This window comes from Streptomyces sp. NPDC048462, assembly GCF_043200175.1.
In the GTDB taxonomy this organism is placed as follows: domain Bacteria; phylum Actinomycetota; class Actinomycetes; order Streptomycetales; family Streptomycetaceae; genus Streptomyces.
In genome coordinates this window covers 262,225-284,424 of sequence record NZ_JBICXG010000002.1, presented here as the reverse complement: position 1 = coordinate 284,424, position 22,200 = coordinate 262,225, and the positions used below count along the sequence as shown (strand labels likewise).

21 protein-coding genes are annotated in these 22,200 nt (G+C 72.9%); 15 read left to right on the top strand and 6 right to left on the bottom strand.

The features are described from left to right. The first annotated feature begins 29 nt into the window (after positions 1-29). The 9 genes from ACGFU6_RS04530 (at position 30) to ACGFU6_RS04490 (ending at position 9,799) form a co-directional block, all read left to right on the top strand. Positions 30-953 (top strand): ketopantoate reductase family protein, encoded by a 924-nt coding sequence (locus ACGFU6_RS04530; RefSeq protein WP_393608032.1) that lies wholly within the window; start codon positions 30-32, stop codon positions 951-953. Positions 954-995: 42 nt separating this feature from the next. Beyond that, positions 996-1,547: a DinB family protein gene (locus ACGFU6_RS04525; protein ID WP_393608031.1), complete on the top strand. Its 552-nt coding sequence runs from the start codon at positions 996-998 to the stop codon at positions 1,545-1,547. Between the two features lie 87 nt (positions 1,548-1,634). After that, positions 1,635-2,468, top strand: coding sequence for a M55 family metallopeptidase (locus ACGFU6_RS04520; protein WP_393608030.1), 834 nt, complete (start codon positions 1,635-1,637; stop codon positions 2,466-2,468). Then, positions 2,461-3,804, top strand: coding sequence for a M20/M25/M40 family metallo-hydrolase (locus ACGFU6_RS04515; RefSeq protein WP_393608029.1), 1,344 nt, complete (start codon positions 2,461-2,463; stop codon positions 3,802-3,804). Before ACGFU6_RS04520 ends, ACGFU6_RS04515 begins: the two co-directional genes overlap by 8 nt. Before the next feature lie 20 nt (positions 3,805-3,824). After that, the gene (locus ACGFU6_RS04510; RefSeq protein ID WP_393608028.1) at positions 3,825-5,810 is read left to right on the top strand and encodes an LpqB family beta-propeller domain-containing protein; all 1,986 of its coding nucleotides are present in this window, start codon (positions 3,825-3,827) and stop codon (positions 5,808-5,810) included. Then, positions 5,807-6,751, top strand: a complete 945-nt coding sequence (locus ACGFU6_RS04505; protein ID WP_393608027.1) for an LD-carboxypeptidase — start codon at positions 5,807-5,809, stop codon at positions 6,749-6,751. The genes ACGFU6_RS04510 and ACGFU6_RS04505 overlap by 4 nt, the downstream gene beginning before the upstream one ends. A gap of 162 nt (positions 6,752-6,913) precedes the next feature. Continuing rightward, positions 6,914-8,773, top strand: a complete 1,860-nt coding sequence (locus tag ACGFU6_RS04500; RefSeq protein WP_393608362.1) for a CocE/NonD family hydrolase — start codon at positions 6,914-6,916, stop codon at positions 8,771-8,773. Positions 8,774-8,910: 137 nt separating this feature from the next. Next, positions 8,911-9,150: a DUF1049 domain-containing protein gene (locus ACGFU6_RS04495; protein WP_393608026.1), complete on the top strand. Its 240-nt coding sequence runs from the start codon at positions 8,911-8,913 to the stop codon at positions 9,148-9,150. Between the two features lie 109 nt (positions 9,151-9,259). Next, positions 9,260-9,799 carry a GNAT family N-acetyltransferase gene (locus ACGFU6_RS04490; protein WP_393608025.1) on the top strand — a complete coding sequence of 180 codons (540 nt, stop codon included), beginning with the start codon at positions 9,260-9,262 and terminating at the stop codon, positions 9,797-9,799. A gap of 17 nt (positions 9,800-9,816) precedes the next feature. On the opposite strand, the gene ACGFU6_RS04485 is transcribed toward ACGFU6_RS04490, so the two are convergent. Then, the gene (locus ACGFU6_RS04485; protein ID WP_393608024.1) at positions 9,817-10,767 is read right to left on the bottom strand and encodes a MerR family transcriptional regulator; all 951 of its coding nucleotides are present in this window, start codon (positions 10,765-10,767) and stop codon (positions 9,817-9,819) included. Between the two features lie 95 nt (positions 10,768-10,862). On the opposite strand from ACGFU6_RS04485, the gene ACGFU6_RS04480 reads away from it, so the two are divergent. Beyond that, positions 10,863-12,383 carry an alpha/beta fold hydrolase gene (locus ACGFU6_RS04480; protein WP_393608023.1) on the top strand — a complete coding sequence of 507 codons (1,521 nt, stop codon included), beginning with the start codon at positions 10,863-10,865 and terminating at the stop codon, positions 12,381-12,383. Between the two features lie 220 nt (positions 12,384-12,603). Continuing rightward, a complete protein-coding gene (locus tag ACGFU6_RS04475) occupies positions 12,604-12,804 on the top strand; it encodes a hypothetical protein (protein WP_393608022.1) in 201 nt (66 codons plus the stop codon). 40 nt (positions 12,805-12,844) lie between these two features. Here the strand turns inward: ACGFU6_RS04475 and ACGFU6_RS04470 are convergent, their stop codons facing one another. After that, on the bottom strand, positions 12,845-13,198 hold the full coding sequence (locus ACGFU6_RS04470; protein WP_393608021.1) for a DUF6204 family protein: 354 nt from the start codon (positions 13,196-13,198) through the stop codon (positions 12,845-12,847). 72 nt (positions 13,199-13,270) lie between these two features. Here ACGFU6_RS04470 and ACGFU6_RS04465 point away from each other — a divergent pair, with 72 nt between their 5' ends. Both ACGFU6_RS04465 and ACGFU6_RS04460 read left to right on the top strand, forming a co-directional pair. Next, positions 13,271-14,167: an arginase family protein gene (locus tag ACGFU6_RS04465; RefSeq protein ID WP_393608020.1), complete on the top strand. Its 897-nt coding sequence runs from the start codon at positions 13,271-13,273 to the stop codon at positions 14,165-14,167. A gap of 96 nt (positions 14,168-14,263) precedes the next feature. Then, the gene (locus ACGFU6_RS04460; RefSeq protein ID WP_393608019.1) at positions 14,264-16,234 is read left to right on the top strand and encodes a DUF5107 domain-containing protein; all 1,971 of its coding nucleotides are present in this window, start codon (positions 14,264-14,266) and stop codon (positions 16,232-16,234) included. 16 nt (positions 16,235-16,250) lie between these two features. Here the strand turns inward: ACGFU6_RS04460 and ACGFU6_RS04455 are convergent, their stop codons facing one another. From ACGFU6_RS04455 to ACGFU6_RS04445, 3 genes are all read right to left on the bottom strand, one after another. Continuing rightward, complete coding sequence (locus ACGFU6_RS04455) at positions 16,251-16,613, bottom strand: VOC family protein (RefSeq protein ID WP_393608018.1); 363 nt, start codon at positions 16,611-16,613, stop codon at positions 16,251-16,253. Between the two features lie 51 nt (positions 16,614-16,664). Then, complete coding sequence (locus tag ACGFU6_RS04450; RefSeq protein WP_393608017.1) at positions 16,665-17,474, bottom strand: class I SAM-dependent methyltransferase; 810 nt, start codon at positions 17,472-17,474, stop codon at positions 16,665-16,667. Positions 17,475-17,675: 201 nt separating this feature from the next. Then, positions 17,676-19,181, bottom strand: a complete 1,506-nt coding sequence (locus ACGFU6_RS04445) for a bifunctional phosphatase PAP2/diacylglycerol kinase family protein (RefSeq protein WP_393608016.1) — start codon at positions 19,179-19,181, stop codon at positions 17,676-17,678. 252 nt (positions 19,182-19,433) lie between these two features. Between ACGFU6_RS04445 and ACGFU6_RS04440 the strand changes: the two genes are divergently transcribed. Both ACGFU6_RS04440 and ACGFU6_RS04435 read left to right on the top strand, forming a co-directional pair. After that, positions 19,434-20,207 (top strand): IclR family transcriptional regulator, encoded by a 774-nt coding sequence (locus ACGFU6_RS04440; RefSeq protein WP_393608015.1) that lies wholly within the window; start codon positions 19,434-19,436, stop codon positions 20,205-20,207. Next, entirely contained in the window at positions 20,204-21,055 is an 852-nt protein-coding gene (locus ACGFU6_RS04435) for an SMP-30/gluconolactonase/LRE family protein (protein WP_393608014.1), read from the top strand. Before ACGFU6_RS04440 ends, ACGFU6_RS04435 begins: the two co-directional genes overlap by 4 nt. Before the next feature lie 51 nt (positions 21,056-21,106). Here the strand turns inward: ACGFU6_RS04435 and ACGFU6_RS04430 are convergent, their stop codons facing one another. Beyond that, positions 21,107-22,090 (bottom strand): hypothetical protein, encoded by a 984-nt coding sequence (locus ACGFU6_RS04430; RefSeq protein ID WP_393608013.1) that lies wholly within the window; start codon positions 22,088-22,090, stop codon positions 21,107-21,109. Positions 22,091-22,200: the final 110 nt, after the last annotated feature.

The window sequence follows — 22,200 nt, the reverse complement described above, 5'->3', positions numbered from 1 at the left end:
CCTGCCCGCGAACCCGAAAGGCGCAGTTCATGAAGATCCTGGTCGTAGGAGCCGGAGCCACCGGCGGATACTTCGGCGCCCGGCTCGCACAGGCGGGCAAGGACGTCACCTTCCTGGTCCGGCCGCGCCGCGCCGCCGCCCTCCGCGCGCGCGGCCTGCGCGTCACCGGCGTCGGGGAGGACGAGACGGTCACCCCCCGGCTCGTGACCGCGGGCGAACTCACCGGCCCCTACGACCTGGTGCTGCTCTCGGTGAAGGCGACGGCTCTCGACGCGGCACTCGACGACATCGCACCGGCGGTCGGCCCGGGGACCGCGATCCTGCCGCTGCTCAACGGCATGGCCCATCTGAGCCGGCTCGGCGCGCGCTTCGGCGAGGACGCGGTGCTGGGCGGTGTCGCCAGGATCATCAGCACGCTGAACGGCGAGGGGGACATCGTCCGCCTCGCCCCGGTCGCCAGCCTGTCCGTCGGTGAGCAGCGGGGCGGTCCCTCGGAGCGGGTGGCGGCGATCGCCGCCGTCCTCACCGACGCCGGCATCGACACGAGGGTGCCGGACGACACCCTCACGGCGATGTGGGGCAAGTGGGTCCTCATCAGCACCCTGTCGGGGCTGACCTGCCTGATGCGCGGCACCGTCGGGGACGTCGCGGCCGTTCCCGGTGGGCGCGCCTTCATCGAAGGGCTGCTGGGCGAGTGCGCCGCCGTCGCCGCGGCCGCCGGGCACCCCGTACCGAAGGGCGAACTCGACGCCCTGGCAAGGATGCTGACGACGGAGGGCTCGCCGCTCACCGCCTCGCTGTACCGCGATGTGGTGAGCGGCGCCCCGACCGAGGCCGAGCACGTCCTCGGCGATCTGACGGACCGGGCCCGGCTCCACGATGTCGGCACGCCGCTGCTGGACCTCGCCGTGCTCCACCTGCGGGTCCACGAACACCGCACAGCCGCCGGCTGAGCCGCCGGCACCCCGCGCGCCCGTGCTGTAAGGATGGCCGCCATGACATGGACGGCGCCCCCCTTCACCCGCACGACGGCCGACGGTCTCCAGCTCAACGCCCCCGGCACCGCCGACGAGCGCACCCTCCTCGCGGGCTGGCTCCAGTGGCACCGCGAGACCCTCCTGGTCAAGTGCGCCGGACTCGACCAGGAACAGCTGGCCCGTACCGCTGCCGCGCCTTCCTCGCTCACTCTGCTCGGCCTGGTCCGGCACATGGCCGAGATCGAGCGCTGGTGGTTCCGGCGGTGCTTCGCGGGCCGGCCGCTCGGTGACGTCTTCACCGGCCCGGACGACGGCGACGAAGGACTCGAAGGCACCGACCCGGTCCGGGCCGCGGACGACTTCGCCGCCTACCGGGCCGAGGTCGCCGCCGCCGACGCGGCCGTCGCCGGGCACGCCCTCGACGCATCCTTCGTGACGACGCGCGGCCGCGAGTGCAGCCTGCGCCGGGTCTACGTGACCATGATCCAGGAGTACGCCCGGCACAACGGCCACGCCGATCTCCTGCGCGAGCGGACCGACGGCGCGACCGGAGACCACCCGGGGATCTGAGGTGCGCGAGGACCGTCAGTGGAATGGACCAATGGAGGTCCCGGCAGCCCTGGCCTGCGCGTTCGACGACGCGTACCGTGTGGCCGCATGAAGATCCTCGTGAGTGCCGACATGGAAGGCGCCACCGGCGTGACCTGGCCGGCCGATGTGCTGCCCGGCACGCCGCAGTGGGAGCGATGCCGTTCCCTGTTCACCTCCGACGTCAACGCCGCGGCCCTCGGGTTCTATGACGGCGGCGCCGACGAGGTGCTCGTCAACGAGGCCCACTGGAGCATGCGCAACCTGCTCCTGGAGCGGCTCGACGACCGGGTCCAGATGCTCACCGGCAAGCACAAGTCGCTCAGCATGGTCGAGGGCATCCAGCACGGGGACGTCGACGCCGTCGCCTTCGTCGGGTACCACACCGGTGCCGGCACGGAGGGCGTCCTGGCCCACACCTATCTGGCCAACTCCATCACCGGGGTCTGGCTGAACGGCGCCAGGGCCAGCGAGGGGCTGCTCAACGCGCACGTCGCCGCCGAGTACGGCGTTCCCGTCGTCCTGGTCACCGGGGACGACCTGACCTGTGCCGACGCGGCCGGCTACGCCCCCGACGCCCGTACGGCCGCGGTCAAGGACTACGTCTCGCGCTACGCGGCGGTCTGCCGCACCCCCGCCCGTACGGCGGCCGACATCCGTGCGGCGGCGAAGGAGGCGGCCGCGCTCGCCGGGCGGTACCAGCCCGTCGACGGCGGACCGTTCACCGTGGAGCTGGAGTTCGACGCCGAGCACCTGGCGGCGGCGGCCACCGTCGTACCGGGCGTGGCGGTCTCCGGCGAGAGGCGTGTCTCCTACACGAGCGAGACGATGTACGAAGGTATCCGCACGTTCAAGGCGGTGACGACCATCGTGTCGTCCGCCGTGGAGGAACAGTATGGCTGAGGTGACCAACCCCCAGGACGGCGTCGACGCACGCGCGCTCGACGAATCGGTGACGTTCACCTCCGAACTGATCCGCATCGACACCACCAACCGGGGCGGCGGCGACTGCCGGGAGCGCCCGGCGGCCGAGTACGTGGCCGAGCGGCTGGCCGCCGCCGGCCTCGAACCGACGCTCCTGGAGCGCACCCCCGGGCGCACCAACGTGGTCGCCAGGATCGCCGGCACCGACCCCACCGCCGACGCGCTGCTGGTCCACGGGCACCTGGACGTGGTGCCCGCCGAGGCGGCCGACTGGACCGTGCACCCCTTCTCCGGCGAGGTACGCGACGGAGTCGTCTGGGGACGCGGGGCCATCGACATGAAGAACATGGACGCGATGGTCCTGGCCGTCGCCCGGTTCTGGGCCAGGGCCGGCATCCGGCCCCGCCGCGACATCGTGATCGCGTACACCGCCGACGAGGAGGCCAGCGCCGACGACGGCTCGGGCTTCCTCGCCGATCAGCACCCCGGACTCTTCGAAGGCTGCACGGAGGGCATCAGCGAATCCGGCGCCTTCACCTTCCACGCCGGGCCGAAGATGCCGCTCTACCCCATCGCGGCGGGCGAGCGCGGCACCGGATGGCTCAAGCTGACCGCGCACGGCAAGGCGGGGCACGGCTCCAAGGTCAACAAGGCCAACGCGGTCAGCGCGCTGGCCGCCGCCGTCGCCCGGATCGGCGCCCACGAATGGCCGGTGCGCCTCACCCCGACGGTCCGCGCCGCGCTCACCGAGATCGCCGCGCTGCACGGCATCCACCCCGACCTGGACGCCCCCGGCTTCGACGTGGACGAACTCCTTGGCAAGATCGGACCGGCCGCCGCCCTCATCGAGCCGACCGTCCGCAACAGTGCCAACCCGACGATGCTGGACGCCGGATACAAGGTCAACGTGATCCCGGGCCACGCCACCGCGTTCGTCGACGGCCGGATGGTGCCCGGCGGCGAGGACGAGTTCCGCACGACCATGGACCGGCTGACCGGGCCCTCGGTCGACTGGGAGTTCCACCACCGCGAGGTCGCCCTCCAGGCCCCCGTCGACTCGCCCACGTACGCCAAGCTCCGCGCGGCCGTCGAGCGGTTCGACCCGGACGGCCACGTGGTGCCGTACTCCATGTCCGGCGGCACCGATGCCAAGCAGTTCTCCAGGCTCGGCATCACCGGCTACGGCTTCTCGCCGCTGAAGCTGCCCGTCGGCTTCGACTACCAGGCCCTCTTCCACGGCGTGGACGAACGAGTCCCCGTCGAGGCGCTGCACTTCGGCGTCCGGGTCCTGGACCACTATCTCCGCACCGCCTGACCCACTCGGGGGAATCGCACATGGCAACCACTCAGGCCTACGGAAGCTGGCTGTCCCCGATCGACGCCGCGCTGGCCGCCTCACGGGACGGCCGGCCGGAGTACGTCGAAGCGGTCGGCGACGAACTGTGGTGGACCGAACCCCGCCCGGCCCAGGCAGGCCGCCGAGCCCTGGTGCGACGGCTGGCCGACGGGACCACCGCGGAGCTGCCCGCCCCCTGGAACGTCCGCAGCCGGGTCATCGAGTACGGCGGACGGCCCTGGACCGGCACGGAACGCGCCGAGGGCGGCCCACTGATCGTCTTCGTCCACTTCGACGACCAGCGGCTGTACGCCTACGAGCCGGACGGGCCCCGCGACCCGTGGCCGCTCACCCCGCTCTCGCCGCTCGGCGGCGGACTGCGCTGGGCCGACCCGCGACTGCACCCGGGCCGGGGCGCCTCGGGCGAGGTCTGGTGCGTCCTGGAGGAGTTCACCGGCGAGGGACCGGCCGAACTGCGCAGGCTGATCGCCGCCGTGCCGCTCGACGGTTCGGCGGCCGGCGACCGGTCCGCGGTACGCGAACTCTCCGACGACCGGCACCGGTTCGTCACCGGGCCCGAGCTCTCGCCCGACGGGCGGCGGGTCGCCTGGATCGCCTGGGACCACCCGAGGATGCCGTGGGACGGCACCGAGGTGATCGTCGCGGACCTCGGTGACGATGCGACGTTCCACGCCCCGCGGACCCTCCTGGGCGGACCGGAGGAATCGGTACCGCAGATCCAGTGGGCCGACGACGGGCGGCTGCTCTTCGCCAGTGACCGCAGCGGGTGGTGGAACCTGTACCGCGCCGAGCAGGACGGGAGCGCGAGCGAACTCTGCCCCGGGCAGGAGGAGTTCGCCGGGCCCCTGTGGAAGATCGGGCTCAGCTGGTTCCGGCCGCTGGAGAACGGGCTCATCGCCACCGTGCACGGCAAGGGCGCCACCACGCTCGGCATCCTCGACCCGGAGACCGGCACGCTCGTCGACATCGCCGGTCCCTGGACCGAATGGGCCGGGACGCTCGCCGTGCAGGGCAGCCGGGTCATCGGCATCGCCGCGAGCCCGCGCAGCGCGTACGAGATCGTGGAGCTGGACACGGCGACCGGGCACACCCGGATCATCGGGGCGCCGCACGAGGACGCGGTCGACCCCGCGTACTACCCGGAGCCCGCCGACCGCACCTTCGCCGGTCCCGGCGGCCGGGAGATCCACGCCCACATCTACCCGCCGCACAGCCCCGACCGGACCGGGCCGCCCGGTGAACTGCCGCCCTACGTCGTGTGGGCGCACGGCGGCCCCACCGGGCACGCGGCCCTCGTCCTCGACCTGGAGATCGCCTACTTCACCTCGCGCGGCATCGGGGTGGCCGAGGTCAACTACGGCGGCTCGACCGGCTACGGACGCGAGTACCGCAACCGGCTGCGCGAACAGTGGGGCGTCGTCGACGTCGAGGACTGCGCGGCCGTCGCCGGCGCGCTCGCCGCCGAGGGCACGGCGGACCCGGACCGGCTCGCCGTCCGGGGCGGCAGCGCCGGCGGCTGGACCGCGGCCGCCTCACTGACGGGCACCGACGTCTACGCCTGCGGCACGATCATCTACCCCATCCTCGACCTGACCGGCTGGGGCAGCGGGGAGACCCACGACTTCGAGTCCCAGTACCTGGAATCGCTGGTGGGCCCGCTGGCCGAGGTACCCGAGCGCTACCGCGAACGGTCCCCGAGCACCCGCACCGACCGGCTCACCACGCCGTTCCTGCTGCTCCAGGGTGAGGACGACCCGATCTGCCCGCCCGTGCAGTGCGAACGCTTCCTGGCCGCCGTGGAGGGGCGCGGCATTCCGCACGCCTACCTCACCTACCCGGGCGAGGGGCACGGCTTCCGCCGCGCCGACACCATGATCAGCGCACTGGAGTCCGAACTCTCCCTCTACGCGCAGACCTTCGGTATCGAGCGGCCCGACGTGCCGAGGCTGGAGCTGGAGAAGTGAGCCTCGCGCCACTGATCCGCCCGGCCCGCCTGCGCGCGGGTGCCAGGGTGGCCGTCGTGTCGACGAGCGGACCGCTGCCCGTCGACCGCCTGGAGCCGGGCCTCGACATCCTCCGGGGCTGGGGCCTGGACCCGGTGCCGATGCCCCATGTCCTGGGAGTCCACCCGGAACTGGACTATCTCGGCGGCACGGACGAGGCGCGTGCCCGGGATCTCCAGGACGCCTGGTGCGACCCCTCGGTCGACGCGGTGATCTGCAGCCGGGGCGGGTACGGGGCACACCGCATGGTCGATCTGCTCGACTGGGCGGCGATACGGGCCGCCGGGCCCAAGGTGTTCGTCGGCTACAGCGACGTCACCGTGCTCCACGAGGCGTTCGCCCTGCGGACGGGCCTCGCCACGCTGTACGGGCCGATGGCGGGCGCGGAGACCTTCCTCAAGGACCCGGCCACCCAGGAGTCCCTGCGGGCCACCCTGTTCGAGCCCGGGACGGTGCGCACGCTGGGGCTCGACGGGGCGAGGGCGCTGGTGCCCGGCCGGGCCCGGGGCGTCACCTACGGCGGCTGTCTGAGCCTGCTCGCAGCAGACCTGGGCACCCCGCACGCCAGGCGGTCGGCCGCCGGCGGGCTGCTGGTCATCGAGGACATCACCGAGCCCCCGTACTGCATCGACCGCATCCTCACCCAGCTGCTGCGGGCCGGGGCGCTCGACGGCGTCGCCGGGGTTGCCTGCGGTTCCTGGGCGGGCTGCGAGCCGTACGCGAAGGTGCGGGCGGTACTCGCCGACCGGCTCGGCGGCCTCGGCATCCCGGTCGTCGAGGAGCTGGGTTTCGGCCACGGCCCCACCGGGCTGACCATCCCGCTCGGGGTGCCGGCCGTGCTGGACGCGCCCGCCGACGGCGCTCCGGCCACCCTCACGGTCGAGGTCGCGGCCCTGCTCTGAGCGGTGCCGACCGGCACCCGCACGCCGAACGGGTACGCGATGCGCAGAAGTTGAGCAACCTTCAGGAACCGTCGTACGAGGCGTTGACACCGCTATGAGCCGTGTCACAGCATGAGCGCGACCCAGTGCTTACTGGCCGGTAGGGCGCCTGGCGCCCTCGGTGTGGAGGTCTTTGTGTCGCGTGCTGTTCCCGGCTCCCGTTTCCGGTCCCGGCCGGTGTCACTGTCCCGTAAACCGCTGTCACCGTCACGCAGATCACTCGTGTTCATCGCCGGCGTGGTCCTCGCGGCCCCGCTCGCGCTCACCGGCACCGCACAGGCGGCGCCGGCCGCGGCGGCATCCGAATACACCGTCACCCCAATGAAGTTCACCGTCTCGGTGGGCGGCAGGTCCTGCGCCGTGGACGCCGATCTCTACCGCCCCACCGGCGCCGACGCGGCCCACCCGGCGCCCGCCGTGCTCGCCACCAACGGCTTCGGCGGCAGCAAGTCGGACGGCTCCACCGACGGCATCGGCAAGGCCTTCGCCTCGCGCGGCTACGTCGGACTCGTCTACTCCGGACTCGGCTTCGGCAAATCCGGCTGCCTCATCACCCTCGACGACCCCGAGGCGGACGGCAAAGCCGCCGCCGCCCTCGTCGACTTCCTCGGCGGGACCCGCGCGGCCGACGACGGCACCGAGGCCGACTTCGTCACCCTGGACGGCCCCGGAGACCCCAGGGTCGGCATGATCGGCGGCTCGTACGGCGGAGCCGTCCAGATGGCCACCGCCGCCGTCGACCACCGCGTCGACGCCCTGGTCCCGCTGATCACCTGGAACGACCTCGGCTACTCGCTCGCCCCCAACAACACCGGTGCGGTCCAGGGCGTCTCGTCCGACACCCCCGGGGTCTTCAAATGGCAGTGGACCAACGGCTTCTACCTGATGGGGGAGGGGCAGACGATCCTCAGCCCCAGCCTGGACCCCTCCCGGTTCGGCAGCCTGACCTGCCTGCACTTCGCACCGAAGGCCTGCGACACCGTCCGGCTGCTCAACTCGGGCCGCTACCCGGCCGGGAAGACCACCGCCATGCTCGACTACGCGCGCAGCGTCTCGCCGGTCTCGTACCTGAGCCGGGTCAAGGCGCCCACGCTCCTGGTCCAGGGCCAGACTGACAGCCTGTTCAACCTCAACGAGGCCACCGCCACCTACCGGACGCTCAAGGCACAGGGCACCACGGCCAAGATGATCTGGCAGGCCTGGGGCCACAGCGGCGGCCAGGTGGACGGTGAACTCGACCTGGGTCAGGGCAATCTGGAGAGCAGCTACGTCGGTGGCCGCATCCTCGGCTGGTTCGACCGCTACCTCCGCCACGAGACGAACACCGACACCGGACCCGAGTTCGCCTACTACCGCGACTGGCAGAGCGGCTACGGCACCGCGGACGCCGTGCCGGGCCTGACACAGAAGATGTACCTCTCCGGTGACGGCAAACTCGTCGACAACCGCTCCGAGGTCTCGCGCGGCAGCCGTCAGTACAGCAACTGGCTGGTTCCCACCAGCCATTCGGAGAGCTCGCTGGCCGGCCTCATCGGCCTGCCGGATCCCAAGCCCTACGACACCAAGGGCACCTACCTCGGCTGGACCAGCGCCCCGCTGACCGCCGCCGTCGATGTCGTCGGCGCTCCGAAGGCGACGCTGAAGGTCGTCTCGCCGAAGACGGAGCGGGTACAGAACAGCGGTGACGCCTCCGACAAGCTCGTCCTGTTCGCCAAGGTGTACGACGTGGCGCCGGACGGCTCCAGGAGTCTGGTGAACCGGCTCGTCTCGCCGGTCCGGGTACCGGACGTGACCAGGCCGTTCACGGTCCAGCTGCCGGGCATCGTCCACCGGTACGAGCCGGGGCACCGGCTGGAGTTCGTGATCGCCGCCAGCGACACCGCGTACTTCGGGAACCGGGGCATCAAGCCCGTCACCGTCGTCAGCGCACCCGGCGACACCGGGGTGCTGGAGCTGCCGGTGGTCGGCGGCACGGTGGACTGACACGGCGGGCGCCTGCCCGCACCTGCCCGCCCCTGTCACTCGAATGGGTGTACAGAACGGCCCCAGGCCACCCGGACGGAGTCATCCTGGTGGACCGGGGGCCGAGGCGCACCAGGAGCAGGGAAGGGGCCGGTCTCATGAGCCCGAAGGATGTGTCGAGCGGCGGCACGCGCAGCACCGGTCCGTTCACTCCGGCCCGCATTCTCGTCCTCGTCATCGCGGTCCTGTCGGTGGTGTTCATCGCCGAGAACACCGACGACGTGACGGTCCGCCTGCTGATCCCGCTGGTGACCATGCCGCTCTACGTGGCGCTGGCCGTGATGTTCGTGGCCGGGATGGCCTGCGGCGCCTACTTCTTCCGCAGGCGCCCCAAGTAGCACCGGCGCGCTCCTGGCCGCCTGGGGCCTCTCGTTTGGATCATGCCGGGCTCCTGATCCGGCCTGATCCAAACGAAAGACCCTACGGGACAGCCTTTAGGCTGGGCCGATGCCCGACTTCACCTACCTCGCCGAGGGCCCGCGCACGGCGATCCGCCCCTTCACGCCCGCGGACGCCGACGAGTTCACCGCACGCGCCCGGGAGAGCCGGGAACTGCACCGGCCCTGGCTGTTCCCGCCGACCGGCCCCGGCACCTACGACGCGTACGCGACCGCACTCATCGAGGACCCGTCGAGGGCGGGCTTCCTTGTGTGCGAGCGGGACGCCGGCGGCGCCGTCGCCGGCTTCGTCAACATCAACAACATCGTCATCGGGGGCTTCCGCTGCGGCGCGCTCGGATACGGCGCCTTCGCCCACGCGGCCGGTCGCGGGCTGATGACCGAGGGGCTCGAACTGGTTCTGCGGCACGCCTTCGGGCACCTCGGCCTGCACCGCCTCGAAGCCAACATCCAGCCGGGCAACGAGGCCTCGCTCGCGCTGGTGCGCCGGGCCGGTTTCCGGCTGGAGGGGTTCTCGCCGGACTTCCTGTTCATCGACGGCGCCTGGCGCGACCACGAGCGCTGGGCGATCACCGCCGAGATGCGCTGACCCGGCAGGCCGGGGCCTCAGGCCGTCTCGGCAAGCCGCTGCGCGTCCAGGGCGGCGAACAGCCAGTCGTGCGCGGACCCCGGGGTCGGCTCCGGCGTGCCGCCCGGCGGGGTGACCACCTCGGTCACCAGCTCCCAGTAGCGGTCGATCCGGGGATCGGCCGCCAGCTGCCCGGCCAGCACACGGCGGAAGGCAAGGGTGTCCCGGCTGCCGTACGCGCTCGCGTACGCGGCCACGAAACTGTCCAGCTCCGCGCCCGGGGACGGCCGCCCGCCCCGGCGCATCCGGGCCCCCGCCAGCTCGTACGCCTCGGCCAGGCCGGCGTACAGGACAGCCGGCCGGCCGGCCCCCTCGCCCCGGTGCGCCGCCGGCTGGGTCCGCTCGGCGCCGGTGCACGGGCGGGTCACCAAGGCGTACAGCCGGGCGAAGGCGAGGACCTGGGCGGGCTCCGGGTCCTCCGGTGGCTGCGGCACCACCGCCTCCAGGAACGCGGCGGTCGCCCCGGCCGGCATCCGGGGCGGCAGCCAGCCCCGCCAGAACCGGGCCAGCGGCGCGGTGTCCGGAGGCGCGGACACGGCCCCGATCAGGCGCAGCCGGTCCGCCCGCTCACCCGGCCCGCACTCCTGCACCAGCCGCAGTCCGGCCTCCCGCCAGCGCAACGCCCGGAGCTGGGAGCCGAGTTCGCGCAGCTGCCCCGCGACGGCGTCCTCCAGCACGCTGCCGGCCCCGGCCTCCTCCTCGTCGATGACGCGCCGCACCTCGCGCACCGGAAGCCCCAGGGCGCGCAGGGAGCGGACCAGCCGCAGCCGGCCGAGTGCCTCGGGGCCGTACCGGCGGTGTCCGCCGGCGCTGCGGCGGGCCTCCGGCAGCAGACCGCTGTCCGAGTAGAAGCGGACGGTCTTGACGGTGACGCCCGCACGCTCGGCGAGTTCACCGATGCCGTACAGGCCGTCGTGGGACGGGAACACTTGAACCTCCCTCAGGGGGAGCTTCTACCGTACCGGCGGGCGCTGCCGGACAGTGGTGGCGGCGTCTTTGGCGAAGGAGCGCTGAGGAGAGACCGATGACCGCATTCATCCTGGTACCGGGCATGTTCACCGACGCACACGTGTGGCGGGACACCGCCGCGCGACTGGCCGCCGCGGGCGACGAGGTGCACGCGGTGGCCCTCACCGGAACCGGCAGGCCCCGCCCCGCCGGGGCGGACCCCGTCGACCTGGAGACCCACATCGCGGACGTGCTCGCGGTGATCGACTCGGTCGACGCAGCGGCGGGGGCCGCGGCCGGCCGGCAGATCGTGCTGGTCGGCCACGACTACGGCATCCACCCCGTGCTGGGCGCCGCCGACCGCAGACCGGAGCGCGTCGGCCGAATCGTCTACCTGGACTCGGGACTGCCCCGGGACGGCGTACCCGCGCTGGCCGCGGTACCCGACGCGGCCCTGCGCGAGGAACTGGCCGGACGCGGCGGGGACGGGGAGCTGCCCGCTCCGGCCCGCGAGGCGTGGGGGCGCTGGGGCAGCACCGAGGGCGTGCCCGACGCGGCCCTGGACCGGCTCACCGCGTCCGCCGCCCCGCAACCGCTGCGCACCCTGCTCCAGCCGCTGCGGCTGACCGGCGCGGCCGCCGCGCTGCCCGTCAGCGGGGTGCTGTGCAACGGGAGCGGCTCCAGCATCGAAATGGTCCAGCGGGGAGTCGACTTCGGCGAGCCCACCCTCCAGGCCTTCACCGGCCCACAGGTGACGTTCTTCGAACTCCCCACCGGGCACTGGCCGATGCTGTCCCTCCCGGACGAGCTCGCGGACGTCCTGCGAAGGGCGGCGGCGGGTGAGGGGCACCGGCTGGTGTCCCCCGAGGAGTCCCGGCCGCCCGCACACCTGCGGCCCTTCCTGCTCGACGTACCGGACATCCCGCGCGAGCGGACCGCCAACGTCGACCTGTACCTGCCGGACGCCGAGGGCCCGCGCCCGGCCGTGGTGTTCGTGCACGGCGGACCGGTACCCGCCGAGGCCCGGCCGACTCCGAGGGACTGGCCGACCCTGACCGGGTACGCCCGCAGCGCGGCCGGGCAGGGCGTGGTGGGCGTGACCCTCGACCACCGCCTGCACGACGTCGCCGACTACCCCCGCGCAGCCGGGGACGTGGCCGCGGCGCTGGAGCTGGTCCGGGCCGATCCACGGGTGGACGGGCAGCGGATCGCCCTGTGGTTCTTCTCGGGCGGCGGGCTGCTCACGGCGGACTGGCTGCGGGAGCCCCCGTCCTGGCTGCGCTGCCTGGCGGCCAGCTATCCGGTCCTCGCGCCGTTGCCGTACCTGGGCCGGGTCGACGCGCGCTTCCACCCGGCGGACGCGGTGGCGAAGGCCGGCGCCCTGCCCCTCGTGATCACGCGCGTGGGCCGTGAGAGGCCGGAGATCGCCGCGACGGTGGAGGAGTTCCTCACCGCGTCGCGGAACTGCGGGGCGGTGCTGGAGGTGGTCGACGTACCGAACGCCCATCACGGCTTCGAGACCATCGACCTGACACAGGAGTCGCGCGACGCCGTGCACGGCGGGATGCGTTCGGTACTGGCCCACCTGGCAGTATGAGCCGGCCCGGATCCACGGTTCGCGGAGCGTCGGGTACAGGGTGGTGGGGGATCCCGCCCGGCGCTCCCTCGGGGCGTGCGGTGCTCCTGTGGCGGATCGCTGTCCGGCGGCAGCGGGCGGCCCTGGTGCCGCGAGGCCTACTGCGACGCGGCCCCGGCCCGGGGCCAGATACGGCCTGAGTTGTGCTGTGAAGCCGGACTCGGTCCCGATTGAGTAGGTCATGTCAGCCTACCGTGGAGGAGCAGTGCAGGGAGGCTGGGCCGACGTCGACGGAGAGTTGGAGTACTACAGCAAGTACGCCGGACCCGTCTATGTCTCCGCACCGGGCAACACCTGTATCGATTTCTACGGAGGCTTCTACTACGGCCTCACGGAACCGATGATTCACGCGGACGGCGGCGCAACCGGAGTGCGCTGCTGACCGGATCGCGCTCGCCTCTCCGTCCGCTGGCGGCCCGCTGTCACCCCGCCCCCGGTCCCCGCCGTCCCTTGTAGTTGATCTTCATGGTGTCCATGTCCGTCGCCGTGGAGCGCAGTTCGCCGTGCCCGTACCCGCGCTCGCGCAGATCCTTCTCCGCGCGGTCCTCGGCGATCGCGCACGCCATCTCCGCGCCGTCCTCGGCGTCCGACACCACCACGTAGCGGAAGCTGAAGTGCTTGAGCACCCGGTCGTAGGTGAGCGAACCCTCCTCGGTGAACGCCATCGCCGCCAGGCCGTGCTGCTCCACCCCGGCCAGCATCCGCTCCCGCGCCACGTCCGTCAGCCCGGCCCAGGTGCCGCGCACGATCACTCGGTAGGTGTGCTGCGTACTCATCGTGATCCACCGTCTCCGTTACGTCCCGCAAACCGCTTGAGCGGCAAGCCTACGACCGGGAGGATGAGGCGCATGCGGAATATTGTCGTGCTCGACGCACCATCCAACCTGGGGCTTCGTCCGCCGGCCCCCGGCACCGTCCCGGGCTGCTACAAGCTTGCCGGGGCGCTGCGGGAGCAACGGATCCTCCAGCGCGTCGGTGCCCGTGAGGGTGGCGTCGTCGTACCGCCCCGCTACGACCGGGGCGACTGGCAGGAGGGCGACGGGGTCTTCAACGCCGCCGCGATCGCCCGCTACACCCCGGTCCTCGCCGACCGGATCGAGGGCCTGGTCCGCTCCGGCGACCTTCCCCTCGTCCTCGGCGGGGACTGCTCCATCCAGCTCGGCGCCTCGCTCGCGCTGCGCCGGCTCGGCCGCTACGGGCTCGTCGCGATCGACGGCTCCGCGGACTTCCGCCACCCCGGCAACAGCGACCGGGTCGGCGCGGCGGCCGGCGAGGAGGTGGCCATCGCCACCGGCCGGGGCCAGCACGACCTGGCCGATCTGGAGGGGTTGCGGCCCTACCTCCGGGACGAGGACATCAGGCTCGTCGGCATCCGCGACTACGACGAGGACCGTGCCGGACTCGCCGAGCTGAAGATCCCCTTCGTGACCGTGGGCGAACTGCGCGAGCGGGGTGCCGGGCCGCTCTCGGCGGACCTCCTGAGCACTCTGGAGACCCCGGTCCTCGACGGCTTCTGGGTGCACCTGGACGCCGACGTCCTCGACCCGTCCGTCATGCCCGCCGTGGACAGCCCCGACGACGGCGGCGTCCTGCCCGGCGAACTGGGCCCGCTGCTGCGGGCACTGGTCCGCTCGCCGCGCTGCGTGGGCCTCAACATCACCGTCTACGACCCCGATCTCGACCCGGACGGCACCGCGGGTGCCATGCTCACCGACCTGGTGGTCGCGGCTTTTGCCGAAGAGTGACGGCCGATCCCCTGGTCCGGGCGGCCCGCAGCGTGTTCCATGGTCATCGGGGGGCGCCCGGACCTGCGGCGGCCCGCGCGAGGGATCGAGGTTGCCTTGGCCACCACCGTACGACGTGCCGTACTGACCCTGCCCGCGGCGGCGGTGGGACCGGAGAATCCGCTGCCCGCGTTGCGGCCCCTCGACGAGATGCACGTCGTCGACGACCGCGACCGGGCCGGCCTGCCCCGTGACATGGCCCGCCAGATCGGCCACGAGCCGCTGGCCACCGTCCTGCCGGTGCCCGTCCTCGACGGGTACGGACGCGAGCGCACCCCCACCGGCCTCGATGCGATCGTGATCGAGAACGACCGGATCCGGGCCACCGTGCTGCCGGGATACGGCGGCCGCATCCACTCCCTCTTCCACAAGCCCACCGGCCGGGACCTCGTCTACACCAACCCCGTCCTGCAGCCCGCCGACTTCGCGCTCAACGGCGCCTGGTTCTCCGGCGGCATCGAGTGGAACATCGGCGCCACCGGTCACACCACCCTGTCCTGCGCCCCCGTGCACGCCGCCCTGGTCACCGCCCCCGACGGCGGCCGGATGGTCCGGCTCTGGGAGTGGGAGCGGCTGCGCGACCTGCCGTTCCAGGTGGACCTGTGGCTGCCCGACGATTCCGACTTCCTCCACGTCGGCGTGCGGATACGCAACCCGCACGAGCGCCCCGCACCGGTCTACTGGTGGTCCAACATCGCCGTACCGGAGGGCGAGCGCACCCGGGTGGTGGCCCCGGCCGAGGAAGCCTGGCACTTCGGCTACGAACACAACCTGAACCTGGTCCCGGTCCCCGAGAGCGGCTCGGTCGACCGCACGTACCCGCTGCGCAGCGACTTCCCCGCCGACTACTTCTACGAGGTCCCCGACGGCGCCCGCCGCTGGATCGCCTCCCTCGACGAGAACGGCCACGGGCTCGTCCAGACCTCCACCGACCTGCTGCGCGGCCGCAAGCTGTTCCTCTGGGGCAGCGGACCCGGCGGCCGCCGCTGGCAGGAGTGGCTCACCGAACCGGGCACCGTCGGCTACGCGGAGATCCAGGCCGGGCTCGCCCGCACCCAGCTGGAACACGTGCCGCTGGAGCCCGGCGGCGAGTTCAGCTGGCTGGAGTCGTACGGACCCCTGTCGGCGGACCCCGCCGCCGTGCACGGCGACGACTGGTCCGCCGCCCGCGCGGAGACCGAACGAAGGCTCGCCGACGCCCTGCCGCGCGCCGATGTGGACGCCGCGTACGAGGCCTGGCGCCGCTGCGCCGACACCGAACCCGGCGAGGTCCTCGCCACCGGGTCCGGCTGGGGTGCGCTGGAGGTCCGACGCGGCGGATTCAAGCTTCCCGGTACCCCGTTCGCCGAGTCCACACTGGGTGAACAGCAGGCGCCCTGGCTGGAGTTGCTGGAGCAGGGGACCTTCCCCGAACCGCGCAGGGTGGCGCCGCCCGGCCCCTCGCTGGTCTCCCCGCACTGGCGCGACATGCTGGAGACGGCCGCCGCCGAGCCGCTCACCGAATACCACCTGGGCATCGCCCAGTGGCACGCCGACGACCGCGCCCAGGCCGTCCGCAGCTGGGAACGCGGACTGGCCCTGGCTCCCTCCCGCTGGCCCCTGCTGCGCTGCCTCGCCGTCGCCGCCCAGGAGAGCCGCCAGTGGGAACGGGCGGCCGACCACTACACGGAGGCGTTCGACGACCTGTGCGCGGAGCGCCGGGACGACGGTGACACCTGGACGGCCGCCACCGCCGCCCTCGGCCGGGAGGCGATCGAGGCGCTGCTGACGGCGGGCCGGCCGCAGCCTGCCCGCACCGTCTGGGACGGGCAGCTCCCCGAGGTCCGCAGCCGTGGCCGCTTCCGTCTGCTGGAGGCCAGGCTGCTGATCGCGGAGGGCGACCGCGGTGCCGCACGCGCGTTGTTCGACGAGGGCTTCGAGGTCGCCGATCTGCGCGAGGGTGCGGAGATCCTGGACGAGGTGTGGGCCGAGCTGACGGACGAGCCGCTGCCGGACCGGTACAACTACCGCATGCGCCCGCTCACCTGACGGAGGGACAGGTGCGTCAGGAGGCCCCGGCGGACAGGTTGCGGTCGACGTACTCGAAGACCGAACCGTCCGGGTGCACGGCGATCAGATTGCGGCCGACGGGCGTGTGGACGGGGCCCGCGATGACGCGGGCGCCCACCCGGGCCAGCGAGGCGTTGGCCTCGTCCACGTCCTTGACCGCGATCGTCGCCGTCACCTTGCGCAGGATCTCCAGCTCCGCCTCGGGGCCGCTCATCAGCAGGAAGCAGCTGATGGCGGCCACCGAGACCCCGCCGCGCTCGAAGCGCAGCGCCGAACTGCCCGTCAGGTTCTCGTAGAAGGCCACCGCGGCCTCCAGGTCGTCGACGCAGATCCGCAGCGTGGTTCCCAGGATTTCCATGCGGAACAGGGTAGTTGGCCGGTCAGAGGTGTGTGATCGATTCCGCCGCGCTCATGCGCGGCACAGCACCTCGCCGTGCGGGACCATGAACCAGCCGTCGCTCTGCTCGCCCCAGGTGCGCCACGCCCCGGCGATCGCGCTCAGCTGTTCGGGCGTCGCGTGCCCGCCGTCGACCGCCAGTTCCGCGTAGACCGAGCCGACGGTACGGTCCGCCCACAGCCCGCTCCACCAGTCACGGCTCTCCGGGGTGCCGAAGCACCAGGCGGCGGCCGTCGGGACGATGTCGGTGAAGCCGGCCTGGCGGGCCCAGGAGAGCAGCTGGCGGCCCGCGTCCGGCTCGCCGCCGTTGGCGCGGGCCACCCGGCCGTACAGCTCCTGCCAGGTGTCCATGGCGGGCACCTCGGGGTACCAGGTCATCGCCGCGTAGTCGCTGTCCCGGGCCGCGACCACGCCCCCGGGGCGGCAGACCCGGCGCATCTCGCGCAGCGCCTGGACCGGGTCCCCGACATGCTGGAGCACCTGATGGGCGTGGACCACGTCGAAGGTGTCGTCGGGGAAGTCCAGGGCGTGCACATCGGCAGTGGTGAACACCAGGTTGCCCAGGCCGCGTTCCGCCGCGACGTCCGCCGCCTGGTCCAGGATCTCGCGGGTGGTGTCGACGGCGGTCACCCGGCCGGGGGCCACCAGTGCGGCGATGTCCGCGGTGATGGTGCCGGGGCCGCAGCCCACGTCCAGCACGGCCATGCCGGGGCGCAGTTCACCGATGAGGTATCCCGCGGAGTTGGCGGCGGTGCGCCAGCGGTGCGAGCGCAGTACCGACTCGTGGTGGCCGTGGGTGTAGACGGCGGTCTCCTTCGGCATGACCGTGCATCCTCTCTCGAAAACGCGAGCCGCCGAACGCGGACCGCGAAGTGCTGATCGGTACGGCTACGGTACGCCCGGATGCCGAATAATGAGATGGCTATCTTGATATGTGGGACGGCGCTGGTCCGTGGTGGCCGGGAACGCGAAGGGGCGGCCGACTCGGCGTCGGCCGCCCCTCGTTCGTTCGTCCGCTTCGGCTCACATCTGCATCGGGCAGTACACGGTCAGTGCCTCCGGCAGCTTGTCGACCATCAGCTCTCGTCCGCTGTGCGCCACTTCGCCGTCGTACGCGTACGGCGTCCCCGGCTTGAGGCCGGCGATCCGCACCCGGTGGCGGCGGACGGCGGCATGCATGGGGGAGCGGGTCAGCGGGCCGGCGACGGCCGCGGCCAGCAGCCGCAGTCCCGGGGTCCGTCCGCCGTGCACCACCCGTACGTCCAGCAGCCCGTCCGCGAGGTTGTGGCGTCGCCCGGGGGCCGGGCCCACCCGCTGGAAGAGGCCGTTACCGACGAACAGCAGCCACAACGGACGCCGCCGCCCCTGCAGTTCGGCCTCCAGTGGCTGCCGGCCGCCCAGTACCTGCAAGGCGGCGAGCACGCCGGCCGGCCAGCCGCCGATCCGGGGGGACCAGTGCTCACGGGTCCGGACCAGCTCGGGATAGACGCCCATGCTGAACGCGTTGAGGAAGTAGCCGTGGGCGCCGCCGGGCCCCTCCGGACCCGGCCGGAAGCGGCCCAGGTCCACCCGTACCGCATCGCCCGCGGCGATCGCGGCACAGGCGTCGGCCACGGTCTCGATGCCCAGGTCGTACGCGAAGTGGTTCAGTGTGCCGCCGGGGAACACGGCCAGCGGCAGACCGTGCACGGAAGCCACCGCCGCCGCCCGGTTGACGGTGCCGTCACCGCCGCAGACGCCCAGCGCCCGGCCCCGTCCCGCCGCCTTCTCCAGCTCGGCGGAGACCTCCTCGGGGGGACACTCGACGACCTCGGCGTTCGGCAGCGCGTCCCGGACCAGTGAGGCCGTGGCCGTCGCCGTCCCGGACGCCTGGTTCACCACCACGACCAGGTCCTGGCCGTCGGGCAGCGAGGGCGCGTGCGCGGGGGGTCTGCCCGGTGCGGGCAGCTGGCCCCGGGTCGGGACGACGCCGCGCAGGGCGAACGCGGCTCCTATGCCCAGCGCCGCGCCGGCCAGCACATCGGTCGGATAGTGGACGCCGGTGTAGACGCGGGACGCCGCCACGGACAGCGCGACCGGCGCGACGACCGCCCCCCAGCCCTTCGACTCCAGCGCCACCCCGGTGGCGAACGCGGCGGCCGACGCGGCGTGCCCGGACGGGAACGACGTGGTGAACGGCTGGCGCTTGAGCTGTCGTATCACCGGAACGGCGTCCAGTATCGGGCGCTCCCTGCGGACCGCGCCCTTGCCGACCGTGTTGATCGCGGCCGAGGCCACCGCCATCGAGGCGATCCCGCGCAGCGCCGCCCGCCGGGCGCGGGCGCTGCCGCCGAACGCGGCCATGCCCGCCGCGGCACCGGCCCACAGCAGTCCGTGATTGGCGCTGCGGCTGAGCCGGGGCAGTACGGGTGCGGCGGCAGGCCAGTGCCGTCGGGCCAGGTCCTGGAACAGGGCGAGATCGCATCGGTGCAGCAGGTTCCGCAGCCCGGCTGGGCTCGGCACGTGTGAAGGGTTGCTCGGTGACGACATGGGACAGCGAATACCCTGCCGGGCCGTGCCGAATCAACCCGCGCGCCCGGACGACCCGCTCGGACCCGCCCGCCGGGTGACTTCGGACCCTCGCCATTCAATGACATAAAGGGAGAATTACGGTGAAAGCGGGCAGGGTCCGGTGGCGGAGGTCACTTCGTCATTGCCCGGACAAGTGCGCCGCGCTTAGCCTGTGTTCGTGATGCCGGTCACTGGCCGGAATGTCGAACGCGAGAGGGTGGTGCAACGACCATGGGGCGACTTGTCCCAGCGGTGACCAGGGCGCTGGACGTACTCGAACTCTTCCTCGACGGTGACGGTACGCTCTCCGCGCCCGAGGTCACCCGCAAGCTCCAGCTGCCCCGCACCACCGTCCATGAGCTGCTCACCACACTGGCCGCCCGCTCCTACCTGGTGACCACCCCGGACCAGCCCGGCCGCTACCGCCTCGGCGTCCGCACCTACCAGCTCGGCAGCCGGTACGCCGAGCAGCTCGACCTCGCCGCCGAGGGCCGTCAGGTGGCCCAGCAGGTGGCCGAGACGTGCGGGGAGACCGTCCACGTGGCGATCCTGGAGGGGACCGACGTCATCTACATCGCCAAGGTGGACTCCACCCACGCGGTCCGGATGGTCTCGGCGGCCGGCCGCAAGCTGCCCGCCCACTGCACGTCCGTCGGCAAGATGCTGCTCGCCGCCCTGCCCGGCCGGGAGCTCGACGCCCGGCTCGACGGCCTCGAACTGACCGGCATGACCCCGAACAGCATCACCGACGAGACGGAGCTGCGCACCGCGCTGGACGCCGTCCGGGAGCGCGGCATCGCGGTGGAGCACCGCGAGTCCAACCCGGACGTGAGCTGTGTGGCCGCACCCGTACGGGACCGGACCGGCAGGGTCGTCGCGGCGCTCTCCATCTCCGTTCCGATGATCCGCTGGAGCGATGAGCGCGAACAGGAGCTGGCCTCCCTCGCCGCCGACGGCGCCCTTGACCTCTCCGGCCGGCTCGGACACCACGGGGGACGGGTATGAGCCGTCCGCGCCCCGAGGTCGCCGTCCGCGAACACGCCGCGCTGGGTGAGGGCCCGACCTGGGACCCGGCCACCGGACGGCTCATCTGGGTCGACATCCTCGGCGCCCGGATCCACACCTACGAACCGGCCACCGGCCGCCGTACGGTCATGGCCACCGAACAGCACGTCGGGGCGGCCAAACCGCGCGCGGGCGGCGGCCTGGTCGTCAACCTGCGCGACGGCATCGGCCTGTACGACGCCGACGGCGCCTTCCGCTGGCTGGTCCACGACGCCGAACCGGGACGGCGCGGCAACGACGCGGCGGTGGCGCCGGACGGGGCGCTGTGGGCGGGCACCATGCGCTACGACGAATCGGAGACGGGCGGGAGCCTCACCCGCGTCGCGCCCGACGGCACGGCCACCCGAATCCTGCCCCTGGTGGCCTGCAGCAACGGCACCGGATGGAGCCCCGACGGCCGGCTGATGTACTACATCGACACGGCGACCCGCCGGATCGACGTCTTCGACGTGGACGGTGAACAGGTCGGCGGCCGCCGCCCGTTCGCCACCGTGGAGAAGGGGGCCGGCTACCCCGACGGGCTGACGGTGGATGCCGAGGGGGCCGTCTGGGTCGCCCTCTGGGACGGGTCCGCGCTGCGCCGCTACACGGCGGACGGCGTGCTGGAGCGCGTCGTCGAGCTGCCGGTGCGGCGGCCGACGTCCTGCGCCTTCGGCGGCCCCGGCCTGCGAGACCTGTACATCTCCACGGCCCGCGGCGGCCTCGAAGCCCCGCATCCGCTGGCCGGTTCGCTGCTCGTCCTGCCGGACGCGGGCCAGGGCATGGCCGGCACACCCTTCACCGGCTGACGGGCCCGCGTCGCCGGGCAGGTCCGGCTCACGGCCCCGCCCGGCGACGGCTCACCCCGCCGGGAAGCGGCGCAGCGGGCCGGGCAGCCGTGAGCCCAGCGGCGACATGTTCCCGTCGGCGCCGTGCCGGGCCAGCAGGTCCAGCACGAGCCGGCCGCGCCTGACCCGCTCACGGGCCGTGCCCAGGGCGGCATCGCGAAGATGGGCGCCGTACGGGTAGATGCCGGGCGCCCTGGACAGCCCGAACTTGAGATAGAGCGGGGCGCCGCGCCGGATGAGCTCGGCCGCCTCGTACATCCGCACATAGCCACCGAGGTCGTCCGGAGCCTCGATGTACAGATCCATGGGTGCGGCCGACACCCGCCTGATCTCGGTGAAGTGGGCGAGCGTCAGGTCGGACGGAATGTTGACCGAGTCCGCGCCGAGCCGCTCGTGGACCGCGAAGGACGCCGGGTTGACCGGGCCGATCAGCGCCGACACCTTGAACGTCGTGTCGGCGGGCAGCACGCCCTGGACGCGCAGCCGGTGCAGCGTCCAGAGCACTCCCTCGTCGGCGACGAGCAGGCACCTCACACCCAGTTCCGAGGCCCGCAGGGCGTCCTCGACACAACCGGCCAGCGCGTCGTGCCCACGGGCGCGCAGTCCCGCCCCGCCCGAGTCGGTACGGAACGAGGCCCCGGTGTCCCAGCTGCCGCGCGGCCCGGTGAACAGGCAGAGCTCGATGCCCCGTTCGGCGCAGCCCTCGGCCATCTCGGTGATCTCGGCGTCGCCGAGCATCCAGATCCCGCTGCCCTGGCTGACCCGGTGGACGGGAACATCGAGCCGCGCGCTCTCCTCCAGTACGACGGAGAGCGCCTCGGGCCCCTCCACCGAAGGGATCTCGGTCCGCCAGGTGCCGCCGTCCGGGAAGGAGTGCGGGGATGCGTCGGCCGGGTCCGGGGCCGGGGCGCCGAGCCCGAGCGCGGTGAGCGCGGGCTCGCCCGGACGCCGGGCGCCCGGTCGGGGGCCGGACGGGGCGATGGAAGCGGAGGTCATCAGCGACCTTTCGTGTTCGGGGGACGGGCTCTCGTGTTCGGTGGGCCGGACAGGGTTCGGGAGTGGAGGGGTGCGGGGGCGGCCGCCCGTCAGGGGGGCGGGCAGCCGCC

Coding starts and splice junctions, on each gene's coding strand:
- ACGFU6_RS04475 (WP_393608022.1), top strand. CDS start 12,604: ATGTCAGCCTACCGTGGAGGAGCAGTGCAGGGAGGCTGGGCCGACGTC.
- ACGFU6_RS04470 (WP_393608021.1), bottom strand. CDS start 13,198: ATGAGTACGCAGCACACCTACCGAGTGATCGTGCGCGGCACCTGGGCC.
- ACGFU6_RS04510 (WP_393608028.1), top strand. CDS start 3,825: ATGGCAACCACTCAGGCCTACGGAAGCTGGCTGTCCCCGATCGACGCC.
- ACGFU6_RS04455 (WP_393608018.1), bottom strand. CDS start 16,613: ATGGAAATCCTGGGAACCACGCTGCGGATCTGCGTCGACGACCTGGAG.
- ACGFU6_RS04435 (WP_393608014.1), top strand. CDS start 20,204: ATGAGCCGTCCGCGCCCCGAGGTCGCCGTCCGCGAACACGCCGCGCTG.
- ACGFU6_RS04515 (WP_393608029.1), top strand. CDS start 2,461: ATGGCTGAGGTGACCAACCCCCAGGACGGCGTCGACGCACGCGCGCTC.
- ACGFU6_RS04530 (WP_393608032.1), top strand. CDS start 30: ATGAAGATCCTGGTCGTAGGAGCCGGAGCCACCGGCGGATACTTCGGC.
- ACGFU6_RS04520 (WP_393608030.1), top strand. CDS start 1,635: ATGAAGATCCTCGTGAGTGCCGACATGGAAGGCGCCACCGGCGTGACC.
- ACGFU6_RS04490 (WP_393608025.1), top strand. CDS start 9,260: ATGCCCGACTTCACCTACCTCGCCGAGGGCCCGCGCACGGCGATCCGC.
- ACGFU6_RS04445 (WP_393608016.1), bottom strand. CDS start 19,181: ATGTCGTCACCGAGCAACCCTTCACACGTGCCGAGCCCAGCCGGGCTG.
- ACGFU6_RS04430 (WP_393608013.1), bottom strand. CDS start 22,090: ATGACCTCCGCTTCCATCGCCCCGTCCGGCCCCCGACCGGGCGCCCGG.
- ACGFU6_RS04465 (WP_393608020.1), top strand. CDS start 13,271: ATGCGGAATATTGTCGTGCTCGACGCACCATCCAACCTGGGGCTTCGT.
- ACGFU6_RS04450 (WP_393608017.1), bottom strand. CDS start 17,474: ATGCCGAAGGAGACCGCCGTCTACACCCACGGCCACCACGAGTCGGTA.
- ACGFU6_RS04440 (WP_393608015.1), top strand. CDS start 19,434: ATGGGGCGACTTGTCCCAGCGGTGACCAGGGCGCTGGACGTACTCGAA.
- ACGFU6_RS04525 (WP_393608031.1), top strand. CDS start 996: ATGACATGGACGGCGCCCCCCTTCACCCGCACGACGGCCGACGGTCTC.
- ACGFU6_RS04480 (WP_393608023.1), top strand. CDS start 10,863: ATGACCGCATTCATCCTGGTACCGGGCATGTTCACCGACGCACACGTG.
- ACGFU6_RS04495 (WP_393608026.1), top strand. CDS start 8,911: ATGAGCCCGAAGGATGTGTCGAGCGGCGGCACGCGCAGCACCGGTCCG.